10 protein-coding genes are annotated in these 11,915 nt (G+C 64.1%); 6 read left to right on the top strand and 4 right to left on the bottom strand.

The window, feature by feature from the left end; all coding sequences use genetic code 11:
• Window positions 1-7: 7 nt before the first annotated feature.
• A complete protein-coding gene (gene msrB, locus B447_RS00340) occupies window positions 8-409 on the top strand; it encodes a peptide-methionine (R)-S-oxide reductase MsrB (protein WP_002935528.1) in 402 nt (133 codons plus the stop codon).
• A 20-nt stretch (window positions 410-429) separates the two neighbouring features.
• Here msrB and yjjJ read toward each other — a convergent pair whose 3' ends face one another.
• The 4 genes from yjjJ to B447_RS00320 all read right to left on the bottom strand — a co-directional run bounded on the left by yjjJ (window position 430) and on the right by B447_RS00320 (window position 4,779).
• Complete coding sequence (gene yjjJ, locus B447_RS00335; protein ID WP_083485747.1) at window positions 430-1,803, bottom strand: type II toxin-antitoxin system HipA family toxin YjjJ; 1,374 nt, start codon at window positions 1,801-1,803, stop codon at window positions 430-432.
• A gap of 163 nt (window positions 1,804-1,966) precedes the next feature.
• On the bottom strand, window positions 1,967-3,148 hold the full coding sequence (locus B447_RS00330; RefSeq protein WP_002935526.1) for an acetyl-CoA C-acyltransferase family protein: 1,182 nt from the start codon (window positions 3,146-3,148) through the stop codon (window positions 1,967-1,969).
• A gap of 33 nt (window positions 3,149-3,181) precedes the next feature.
• Window positions 3,182-4,108, bottom strand: a complete 927-nt coding sequence (locus B447_RS00325) for a CobD/CbiB family protein (RefSeq protein ID WP_002935523.1) — start codon at window positions 4,106-4,108, stop codon at window positions 3,182-3,184.
• A 125-nt stretch (window positions 4,109-4,233) separates the two neighbouring features.
• On the bottom strand, window positions 4,234-4,779 hold the full coding sequence (locus B447_RS00320; protein ID WP_002927334.1) for a CoA pyrophosphatase: 546 nt from the start codon (window positions 4,777-4,779) through the stop codon (window positions 4,234-4,236).
• 244 nt (window positions 4,780-5,023) lie between these two features.
• Here B447_RS00320 and B447_RS00315 point away from each other — a divergent pair, with 244 nt between their 5' ends.
• From B447_RS00315 to B447_RS00295, 5 genes are read left to right on the top strand one after another with little or no spacing between them, the layout of a single operon-like run.
• The gene (locus tag B447_RS00315) at window positions 5,024-5,620 is read left to right on the top strand and encodes a GspH/FimT family pseudopilin (protein WP_232431399.1); all 597 of its coding nucleotides are present in this window, start codon (window positions 5,024-5,026) and stop codon (window positions 5,618-5,620) included.
• The gene (pilV, locus tag B447_RS00310; RefSeq protein WP_002935521.1) at window positions 5,617-6,093 is read left to right on the top strand and encodes a type IV pilus modification protein PilV; all 477 of its coding nucleotides are present in this window, start codon (window positions 5,617-5,619) and stop codon (window positions 6,091-6,093) included. Before B447_RS00315 ends, pilV begins: the two co-directional genes overlap by 4 nt.
• Window positions 6,090-7,082 carry a PilW family protein gene (locus tag B447_RS00305; RefSeq protein WP_002935520.1) on the top strand — a complete coding sequence of 331 codons (993 nt, stop codon included), beginning with the start codon at window positions 6,090-6,092 and terminating at the stop codon, window positions 7,080-7,082. Before pilV ends, B447_RS00305 begins: the two co-directional genes overlap by 4 nt.
• Before the next feature lie 44 nt (window positions 7,083-7,126).
• A complete protein-coding gene (locus B447_RS00300; protein WP_002935517.1) occupies window positions 7,127-7,603 on the top strand; it encodes a pilus assembly PilX family protein in 477 nt (158 codons plus the stop codon).
• 28 nt (window positions 7,604-7,631) lie between these two features.
• Complete coding sequence (locus B447_RS00295) at window positions 7,632-11,909, top strand: pilus assembly protein (RefSeq protein WP_002935513.1); 4,278 nt, start codon at window positions 7,632-7,634, stop codon at window positions 11,907-11,909.
• The last annotated feature ends 6 nt before the right edge of the window (window positions 11,910-11,915 follow it).

Below are 11,915 nucleotides of genomic sequence, written 5' to 3'. Positions count from 1 at the left end.
GAACGGAATGAGCGACGACCCCACCCGGAACGAGGCCGAATGGCGTGCCCGGCTGACCGACATGCAGTATCACGTCACCCGTGAAAAGGGCACCGAACGCGCCTTCACCGGCGAGTACTGGAACGTGTGGGACAAGGGCGCGTACAACTGCGTATGCTGCGGCGCCCCGCTCTTCCGTTCCGAGCACAAGTTCGACGCGGGCTGCGGCTGGCCCAGCTTCTGGACAGTAGCCGAGCCCGACAACGTCGACACCGCGGTCGACCGCAGCCACTACATGGTTCGCACCGAGGTCCTCTGCCACCAATGCGGCGCCCACCTCGGCCACGTCTTCGAAGACGGCCCCCAGCCCACCGGCCTGCGCTACTGCATCAACTCGGCGTCGATCAAGCTGGAGAAGAGCGGGGAGTGACCGACGAAGGCTGCACGAACTCACACGTGGCCCGCTGTATCGTCAAGCCGGTTGGCGTTATCACGGAACACCTTGCGCAAGGGTTCCGAGATCCGGCGATCGCTCGCAGCCGCGTTCCAGAACACAAGCGCCTGCCTGCAGGCCTCCAGCCAGATGGCGCGCTCGCCGGGGAGCGGCAAGGGCGGTTGCCACACCTTCGCAGGCAACTCGCCGCCGGGCAGCGGGGCATAGTCCATCGGCACCATGTCGTAGGCCGGCGCCGGCGTGAGCTGACCACCCACAACGCGAAACGCACAATTGCCCAGATGCATGTCGCCGTTGGCGATCAGGCGCCCGAACCACCACAGCCGGCCGATGCTCACCGCATCCTCGGGCGACAGCAAACCCGCAGCAACCAGCGCGTTGGCATGGTCCCGCCAGTCGCGTGCGCCCAAACCCAGCAGATGCGCACTGACCGCCTGCAGGCTGACGACCGGCAGTCGCCCGAATCGACCCAGCCGATCGAAACGCTCCGACTCGAGGAAAGTACGGCCCTTGCTGGAAAGGATACGGCTTCGAGCAATCTCGACGCCGCCCAGCCCCTGCGCCACGCTGAGCGCGAGGTGCTCGCAGACCAGCAAGTCGGCCCAGCGCTGCCCGCTCTCCCCCGCACCAGAGAACTTCACCAGCACATGCGGCGTTTGCTGCCCCGGCAGTTCTCGCAGCGACAGGAACTTCGGGAACTCGCCCGCCGCGCTGCTACCTGCCACGCCCAGCGACACGCTGCGCTCGGCCGATTCGTGATACGCGCCAAGCAGCCTCGATTCGGTGAGCACCGGCGTCGGCGCCAGCACCTCAGCCTGCCAGAGCCGCGCCGCCTGCTCACCAAGGATCAGGTGACCGGGCAGGTCAGCGCCGCGGCGACTCAGGATCCAGGCGATCTCGTCATCGCCCCAGTCGCGCGGGTCGTCGGGCACCTCGAGGTCCAGGTGAAGCTGGCGCGCGAACTGCCTCCCAAGGTAGCCCTGCGGCTGCATGTCGTACAGCGGATAGGGCAACCCAGCCCACCACCCGTCTCGCGCCTCGTCATCGACCGGAAACCCGAGCCTGTCCAGCGCACACCACGCCCCCTCTGGCTGTAGCAGGCGCAGGACCCCGCCTTCCTGCAGCCGCCCATCTGCATCGACGTGAAAAAGCGGAAGCGGTGCTGAGGATCCACGCAAGGCGCGGCAGGCAGCATATCGGGTTCGCCCTGCCGCACCGCCACGGCACACGTCCGCGCCAAGTTCTCCCAGCAGACGCAACACCGTCCGTGGCGACACCTCGGCCTGCCGCGCCAAGTCCGTGGCCCGCACGGGCCCACGTCGCAAGGCGGCCAGCAGGCGCTGCCTGATGTCAGGGTTCTTGGTACGCATAATGTCGAGATAGCATTCGGACGAAGTGCTTATAAAGCATAGCGCCAAACGAAAAAATGAGCGCTTAATGTCTGGATTTTTGTCTTGATTTGCAGCGCATGGACGAAAAAAACCCGCGCCAGCCACAGGGGCCGCGCGGGTCTTGATCAGGCAAGGTCTGCGCTTACACGCGTTCCCACACCGTGGTGATGCCCTGGCCGCCGCCGATACACATGGTGGCAACGCCGTAACGGCCGTTCACGCGGATCAGCTCATGCAGCAGCTTGGTGATGATCACCGAGCCGGTCGCACCCACCGGATGGCCGAGCGAGATGGCGCCGCCATTGGGGTTGACCTTGGCGGTGTCGAGCTCGAGGCCACGATTGACTGCGATCGACTGTGCCGCGAAGGCTTCGTTGGATTCGATCACGTCGATCTGGTCCAGCGTCAGGCCGGCGCGCTGCAGTGCGAGCTTGGTGGCCGGGATCGGGCCTTCGCCCATGATCTCGTTGGGCACGCCAGCGATCGCGTAGGACACCAGGCGAGCGATCGGCTTCTGGCCCGCGGCGGCAGCCTTGGCAGCATCGGCCATCACCAGGAAGGCAGCGGCGTCGTTGATGCCCGAAGCGTTACCTGCAGTAACCGAACCGTCCTTCTTGAAGGCCGGCTTCATCTTGCCCAGCGCTTCCATGGTGGTCATGCGCGGATGCTCGTCGGTATCGAACACCACGGTGCCCTTGCGGGTCTCGAAGGTGATCGGCACGATCTGGCTCTTGAAGCGGCCATCGGCGATCGCCGCGGCAGCGCGCACCTGCGACTCGAGCGCAAACGCGTCCTGCTCCTCGCGCGAGATGCCCCACTTGGTGCACAGGTTCTCGGCGGTGATACCCATGTGGCCAACGCCAAAGGGGTCGGTCAGCACGGCGACCATGGCATCGATCGCCTTGGTGTCGCCCATGCGCGCGCCGCTGCGCAGCGCCGGCAGCAGGTAGGCACCGCGCGACATCACCTCGACACCGCCACCGATGGCGTAGTCGGCGTCACCCAGCATGATGGCCTGGGCCGCGTTGACGATGGCCTGCTGCGCCGAACCGCACAGGCGGTTGACCGCGAAAGCCACCGAGTCGGTCGACATGCCGGCGTTGACCGTCGCCACACGGGCAACGTACGCATAGCGGGAGTCGGTAGGAATGCAGTTGCCGACAGCCGCGAACTGCACCGCCTTGGGATCGACGCCAGCGCGCACAAAGGCCTCCTTGGCCACGACGGCGCCCAGCTCGGACGGCTCCATGTCCTTGAGCGAGCCACCGAAGCCACCCACCGCAGAACGAACAGCACTCAGAACAACGACTTCACGATTTGCCATATCCGACACTCCCTGTTTTTGAACTCAAACCCACTACCTGCCGACCCACCCGGCTGCACCGAGCAAGACGAGCAGGAACAGACACACGAACAGTGCCCGCCAAAGCAGGCCTACCGTGCTTTGCATGTGTTCGACGCCTGCCTCGCCACCCAGCCCCATTTCGGGGCGATCGACGATCACGCCGGACTCGTGGACCGGCATGCCGAGCCTGACTCCCAGCGCACCGCCGCCACTTGCAATCAGTATAGCCGACGACCTGTCGGGCCACAGCACGGCCTGCGACCGCCAGCAATAAATTGCATCCTCGAAATTACCCATAACGGAAAACACCGTCGCAGTGATCCGCACCGGCACCCAGTCCAGCGCCTCGAAGGCTGTGCGCGCAAAACGGCCAAAATCGCCGAAGTCCGCATCAGCACGCGCGCCCCAAAGCGCATGCAGTGCCCGCGCCGCGAGGTACATCACCGCACCGCTCGGCCCCGGCAGCAGCACGAACCAGAACACCACGCCGAACACGCGCCGATGGGCGGCAACCAGCGCCATTTCGATCGACATGCGCGCGACCTCGTTCACGCCCGCCGCGTCGTAACGCCCGCCACGCCACTCGGCGAGCAGGTCGCGCGCGCGCGCCAGCTCTCCCATGCGCAAGGCGAGGTGAATCTCGCTGAACAGGCGACTGTCGTTCCCAAAGCCCATGCACAGATAGAGCACGGCAACATTGAAAACGAAGGCCAGCAGCGGATGCAGCTCCCACAGCAGCCAGTAGGCGAACGCCGTACCCAAGGTCCCGCCAAACACAAGCAGCAGCCAGGCGAACCGTCCGTTGCCCGCACTGCCGTCATTGAAGCGCGCCACCGCCCGCTCTGCCGCCGAATCCAGCAGCCGAACAATCAGCGGGCGCGCAGCCAGGGGACGAAGCTGCTCGGCCAACAAGGCCAAAAGGAGCGCAATGAGTGTCATGCGGAGGCGGCCAGCAGGCTGTTATGAGGTCGGATCGTTCAGAGGGTGCGCTCGCCACATGATGGCGCTGCAACCATGCCGACGCATCGAAGATAACACAAAGGCCAGGCACATCAGGGCGGGCATCAGCTGTCCTGCGCACCCACCTGCATGTGCAACAAGCGGTACATCGACATGATGATGCCCGCCGTCGCCCCCCATATGAAGTAGCCGTGATACGGCATGGCATGAAAACGCCGCACCCGCCCCTCATGCACGATGCTGTGCTCTTCGTGGTTGGCCGGGTCGAGGAAATGCGCCAACGGCACCTCGAAGGCCTCCGCCACCTCGAAGGCGTCGAGCTTGAGCTCGAAGGGCGGATGCACCAGCCCCACCACCGGCGTCACCCGGAACCCGGTGCCAGTGAGGTAGTCGGGCAGCGCACCGAGCAACTCCACATGGCGACGGTGCAAGCCGATTTCCTCTTCGGTCTCGCGCAAGGCAGTATCGACCGCCGACGCATCACCTGCCTCCACCCTGCCGCCGGGAAAGCTGATCTGCCCGGGATGGTGGTGAAGGTGCTCGGTACGCCGGGTAAGGAGCACCGACGGCATCTCGTCACGCAGGACGACGGGCACGAGCACGGCCGCCGGGCGATGCATTCTCTTATCGGCCAGGCCGGGAAAGTCCATTGCCAACGGCGCCTCTCCCGCCGCAGCCAGCACGCTGCGCAAGGCCGGCACGAGCACTTTCGATCTCGCTGAATCCAAACTCAGACTCCACCCTGGCAAAGAAACGGGACGCACTGCAAACCACAGGCGAGGCGCCCCCGCATCGACAGACCGCCCTGCCTGCAGCAGGACCGGCCGTGACCTTTAACGCGCCACTCGTCAGGCGACACTCGTCCATGCACGCGGATGTGGTTAGAGTAAGGGCATGAAAACACCAGCCCACATGCGCGGCAGCCACCCGGAGGTGAGAGTACCCGAGGTCGCCACGAGCCGCCACCGCTTCGAGTGCGCCCGCCGTGCGGCAGGCTTCACGCTGATCGAAGTCATGATCGTGGTGGCGATCCTGGCGATCTTCGCTGGAATTGCGACGCCCAACTTCAGGGAACTGATCACGCAGAACCGCATGACCAGCCAGGCAAATGACCTCCTGGCTGCCCTGCAGTTCGCACGCAGCGAAGCGATCACACGGGGCAGGCGGGTTTCCATCTGCCCCAGCAACAGCGGCACGGCTTGCACCAATAGTGCATGGCAAGGCGGCTGGATCGTGTTTGCCGAAGGCCTCACCGGCACGATCGGCACCTACGAATCGGCGGGCGACACCCTGCTCCGCGTTCAGCAGGCCCTTCAGGGCACAAGCACGCTCACGGTGGGCGGCAACATCACCTTTCAGCCCAACGGCACTGTAGAAACGGCGCGCACCTTCACCCTCTGCCCCAACGACGGTTCCAGCGTAATTGGACGTTCGATACCGATCACGCTTTCCGGGCGCGCGCGCGTCGACAAAACGGGTAGCTGCACATGAGATTTACAACACACCGCACCGGCAACAAGGGCTTCTCGCTGCTGGAAGTGCTCGTGACGGTCGTCATCCTGTCGGTGGCGCTGCTCGGGCTGGCTGGCCTGATGCTGTCGAGCATGCGCAACAACCACAGCGCCTACCAGCGCTCGCAGGCCACCTGGCTCGCCTACGACATCATCGACCGTGCGCGCGCCAACCGAAACCTGGCACTGGCGGGCAGCTACAACATTGCGCTCACCGCGCCTGCACCTACGCCAGTAACGGCAACGTCTCCGGACTCCCCCCCTGCGAAGTCTCCAATCCAGGTGCAGGACCTCGCCCAATGGCGCGGCGCGCTCACCCAAGCCCTACCCGGCGGCACCGGCTCGGTCGCGGTCACGCCGGCGACCCGAACCATCAGCGTCGTCATCCAGTGGGACGACAGCGTCGCGGGCGACGGCACGGCCCAGGAATTCCGGGTGGACAGCCAGCTATGAAACCGACACCCAAGCCCTCCCTCCGCCGGCAGCTCGGCATGACGATCGTTGAACTGATGATTTCGATGACGATCGGCCTCGTCATCCTGGGCGCGGTCGGTGCCCTGTTCATCAACGTTCAGCACTCCGCCCGCAACGCCGAGAGCATGTCACGCATCCAGGAGAGCGCACGCTTTGCGGTCGAATTGATGGCTCGAGACATCCGCATGGCGGGCTTTATCGGCTGCAGTAACCTTGAAACAGGCACTGTCAACACAATTGCCAAGGCGCCGGTGGAGCCCCTGCAGGCCTCGAACGCCCTGCGCGGCCAGGACGCACCATCAGGCACGATCGCCGGCATCACCCTTGTGGGCGGCGACACCATCGCGATCAAGCGTGGCACGGGGAGAGATGTATATCTGGTGGACACGCCATCCGCTACGGAGATCAAGATCAACCGTAATCCGGAGATTCCAGACAACTTCGTCAGCGGAGACGTGCTTCTGGTAAGCAATTGCACACACGCCGATGTATTCCGGGTTACCAATGATCCCAGCGTCGGCAGCTCGATCACCATTGAACATGGTGAAGACGCAAACGACGGCTTCAGGATCGGCAACTACGGACAAGACGCCTTCGTCATGCGGCTCGCCCGCTATGTCTATTTCGTCGGCACCAACCCGGACACCAACCGGCCATCACTCTATCGCGCGAACACCATTGCCAGCGCCGGCGTTGCGGAAGAACTCGTCGACAATGTCGAGAACATGGAGATCGAGTACGGCGTCGACACCAACAACAACAACGCCGCGGACGAATACCGTACGGCGGCCGCCGTAACCAACTGGGAATCGGTCATCAGCGTCCGGCTGCGGCTGCTGGTCGCGAGCGCCGACAACAACATCCTCCCTGCAGCACAAAGCCATACCTTCAACGGCACCACCGTATCCGACCGCCGCATGCGCCAGGTCTTCACCACCACCATCGCAATTCGCAACCGCCTGCCATGACACGCTCGCCAAGACTCCTCCCGACAGCCGCACAGCAGCGCGGCATGGTGCTGATGATCGGCATGATCTTCATGCTCATCATGACGCTGGTCACCGTCGCCTCGATGCGCACCACGACGCTCGAGGAACGCATGGCGGGCAACGCGCGCGACAACGACCTTGCTTTTCAGGCCGCCGAAGCGGCGTTGCGTGTGGGTGAAATGCGCGCCGCAGAATTGGCCTCGATGGATAAAGAATCTGATCTGCCCTCGGATTCGGGCGAGGCCCGACGGGACGAGCGCTACTGGACAAACACCAACACTTCACATCAGCACAATTGGGCAACCGACGCAACTCCAGTTGCCTCGGCGCTTGCCGGCCTCGCCGAAGCGCCACGATACGTCATTGAGGATCTTCCCCCCTTGCCACCTGATAGCGAAAAATTCGGCGCGTCCGGTTCGAGGATCTTCCGTATCAGCGCACGCGGGGTAGGCGGCAACCCAAGCACGGTCGTCTATCTGCAAAGCACGTATCACCCCTGATGTCGCGCGCAAAATGCGAGAAACCATCATGAAAGCACGTCTCCTCACGCTCGCCGCCGCACTCACCCTGTCCGTGAGCGCACACGCGCAGATCGACATCGCCCAACAGCCCGTCTTCCTCAACCCGCCCGACCCGCGCGTCATGCTGCTGGTGTCGCGCGACCATGAGCTGTCGAAGAAGGCCTACAACGACTACAGCGACATCAACGGCGACGGCAGGCTGGACATCACCTACAACGACAGCATCGACTACTACGGCTATTTCGACCCGCGCCGCTGCTACAGCTACAACAACAACCGTTTCGAGCCCGGCGCAGCGGCCACCGGCACCAACGGCCACCATTGCAACAACGCGTGGAGCGGCAACCTGCTCAACTGGGCGACGATGACGCGCATGGACGTGATGCGCAAGACGCTCTACGGTGGCTATCGCTCCACAGACAACAATGGCGCTGCGCTGGGCGACACCGTACTCGAACGCGCGTTTCTCCCGGACGACACCCACGCTTTCGCCAAGGTGTTCTCCGCCCCCAGCGGCAGCACGATGAGCAACTTCGTGCCCTCGACTTACAGTACGCACACCTCGCTGAGTTTCTGCAACGTCACTCCAAGCGCCAGCGGTATATCGCACAGCATCACGGCGGCGCCGCGCATACTGCTTGCCGCAGGGGCCTTCCCGCGCTGGGCCATGACCGAGGCGCCACAGTGCACCACTGGCAGCGGCGATCGCCCTGCGGCTACCCTTGCATCACTCCGGGCGCGCGTTGCAGTATGCGTCCCCGATAAACTCGAGGAAAACTGCACCGCGTACGGCTCCGGCAGCAGCCCAAACTACAAGCCTACCGGCCTGCTGCAGAAGTATGGCCAGGCCGACGCCCTGTCCCGCGTTCAGTTCGGCCTGCTCACCGGCAGCTATTCGCGGAACAAATCCGGCGGCGTGCTGCGCAAGAACATCGGCCTGCTCAGCGGTAACGAGACTGCCGCCAACAACGAGATCAACCCCACGACCGGCCAGTTCATCAACCAGTCCGATACGGATCCCGGCATCATCAACACGCTCAACCGCATCCGCATCGCGGGCTGGGACTACGGCGGCAACGGCGTACACGTGAATAGCTGCAGCTCGCCGGGCATCGCGAGCTTTACTGACGGCCAGTGCGTAGACTGGGGCAACCCGCTTGCCGAGATGTACCTCGAGAGCCTGCGCTACTTTGCCGGGCGCAGCGGACCGACGAGCGCGTTCGACTCGACCGATGCCGAACAGACGACCCACCTGCGCAGGCTGCCCAAGGTAACCTGGTCGGACCCGCTGCCCGAAGGTCAGTGGTGCGCGATGTCGAGCACCGTCATCCTGTCGACCGGCCTGAACTCCTTCGATACCGACCAGCTCACGAACGATATCGGCATTGACGCAACCGACCTGACGAACAAGGTCGGCGTCAAGGAAAACATCTCGGGCAGCTACCTGATCGGCAGCAACGGCACCACGAACGACAGCCAATGCACACCGAAAACACTTACGGGCGGCCTCGCCAGCGCGCGAGGGGTATGTCCGGAAGTCCCTGCCCTGGAAGGCGGTTACCACATCGCCGGCCTCGCCTATGCGAACCTGAATGTCGACATACGCCCAGGCTACGCAGCGGATCGCAACCGGCGTTGGGGCAGCACGGCCTCGAACCCGCGGCCGGGCTATGCTGCACGGCAACCCCTGAGCACTTACTCTGTCGCCGTCGCCGAGAGCCTGCCGCGGCTCGAGATCCCGGTCGGCGCCACCACGGTGAGCTTCCTGCCCGCCTGCATGTCGAACTCCTCCGGCTCTGCGGGGCATAACTCAACCGGCTGGCGCGTCTGCTCGCTCAATGACATGCGCTTCGTTTCCCTGACGACCGACGCCGCCGGGCGCCCGACCTCGGGCACCATCGAAGTGTCGTGGGAAGACTCCACCTGGGGCAACGACTACGACATGGACGGCATCCAGGAGATCGAGTTCTCGACCGGCGGCGGCACGCTGGAGTTGAGGTCGCGCATCCTGCGCTCGTCCGCCGGCTTCGCACTGCGCTTCGGCTACACGGTGACGGGCAGCACGACCGATGGCACCGCGTTTCCATTGTTGGAACCTGGCGGCACTTTCCGTACCACACCATCGGCATGGTCCGCCAACGCCACCTACCTGCCCGGGACCTCGAGCGCACGCCTGCTCGAGAGCCCGCTCTGGTATGCCGCGAAGTATGGCCGCAACGAAGGCAAGACGCTCGAAGACACGCTGAGCGACTGGGACAAGGACGGCGACGGCACACCCGACGCCTTCTTCAAGGTCACCAACCCCGCTGCGCTTTCGACCTCGCTTGGCAAGATCTTCGAGGAGGCTGCGCGTGCCGAGTCTTCGGCATCAGCCATCGCCACCAACTCCACTCGCCTGGACACCAACACCCACGTCTATCAGGCGATCTTCCGGAGCCCTGAATGGACCGGCACCTTCCGTGCGATTCCGTTCCAAGCCGACGGCACGCCAGGCACGCCGGCCTGGGAGGCCAGCGAGCTGATTCCAAGCGACCACAACGCACGCAACATCAAGACCTGGAATGGCGGCGCCTGGAACACAGGGGCAGGCATCGACTTTTCGTGGGATAGCGACGGCCTCACCGCAGCGCAGAAGACCCTGCTGCGCAACGAAGAGAATTTGCTGAACTACCTGCGCGGCGACAAGACGAGGGAGCGCACGACCAGCGCACCATCGAACCCCTATCGTGCACGCAACTCGCTGCTGGGCGACATCATCAACTCCGACCCGCATTACGTCGGCTCGGAGAGCTATGGCTACGACTTGCCGGGCAGCGGGCTTGGCGCCACCGCCATGTCGGCGTACACAACCTTCCGCACGACCACCAAGCGCAGCCGTCCCAAGGTCATCTACGTCGGCGCCAACGATGGGATGCTACACGCCATCAACGCCGCCAACCTGCAGACCGATGGCGGAGGCTCCGAACTGTTCACCTATGTCCCGAACGCAGTGTTCGCCAACCTGCCCGATCTCGCCAACCCCGAGTACCGCCACAAATACTATGTAGACGGCTCTCCCAACTCGGGCGACGCCTATCTCGGCAGCACCTGGAAGACCGTGCTGCTCGGCACCCTGGGCGCAGGCGGCAAGGCCGTGTTCGCGCTCGACATCACCGACGTCAGCGCCTCGTCCCCGTTTGACGAGTCCAAGGTGATCTGGGAGTTCACCGACACCGACCTCGGTCACGTCATGGGCCGCGGCTTCGTCGCCCGTCTCAACGACGGCCACTGGTACGCCGTGTTCGGCAACGGCTACAACAGCAACGCAGGCAAGGCGGCCTTGTTCCTGGTCCCGCTCGACCGCACGCAGACCAGTCTCTCCGTGATCAAGATCGAGGTCGACACCACGGGGGACAACGGCCTGTCGGAGCCGGCACTCGTCGACACCAACGGCGACAAGATCATCGACACGGTCTATGCAGGTGACCTGAAGGGCAATGTATGGAAGTTCAACCTCAGCGGATCGAATAGCTCCAACTGGACGACCAGCGGTCAACGCCTAAAGCTGTTCCAGGCCCTATCGGGCACGACCCCGCAACCCATCACCTCGCCGCTCGAGATCGGCCGGCCTCCACCGGGGCAGAGCGGCTACATGATCTACTTCGGCACCGGGAAATACCTCGGCAACACCGACATCGGCAACCTGGCCACGCAGACTGTTTACGGACTCCTCGACAAGGGCTCGGCAATCAGCAGCCGTAGCAACTTGCAGGCGCAGACCTTCATCTATCAAGGTGTCCGCACCGATACGGACCCCAGTGAGGTGCGCGTGGCCAGCACGAACACGGTGAACTATGCCGATGGCAAGCGCGGCTGGTACATCGACCTGCTGCCGCCAGGAACGACTAGCGGCGTGGGTGAGCGCGTGGTCAGCGTTCCGCTGCTGCGCCACGGTCGCATCATCGTCACTTCGATCGTGCCGTCCGCCGATGCCTGCAGGCAGGGCGGATACAGCTGGATCAGCGAATTCGACGCCCTCAGCGGCGCCCGCCTCCCCTACAACGTCTTCGACTACAACGGCGACGGGCTTTTCAACGACGCTGACGACAAGACCGCGGGCGACGTTCGCGACCGTGTCACCTCCAAGAAGCTCGCCGACGAAGGCCTGATGAAGAGCCCGACGGTCATCTCCGCAGGCGAGGTCGAATACAAGGTCGGCAGTGGTACGAGCGGCGGTATCGTCGTGATCAAGGAAAAAGGTAAGAGCGCACCCCGCACCTCGTGGCGCCAGCTCATTCCAAACTGACAGTCA

The organism is Thauera sp. 27, from assembly GCF_000310125.2.
Lineage (GTDB): Bacteria > Pseudomonadota > Gammaproteobacteria > Burkholderiales > Rhodocyclaceae > Thauera > Thauera mechernichensis.
Note: the sequence above shows the minus strand (reverse complement) of the source record. Positions and strands in the feature narration are given on the sequence as shown.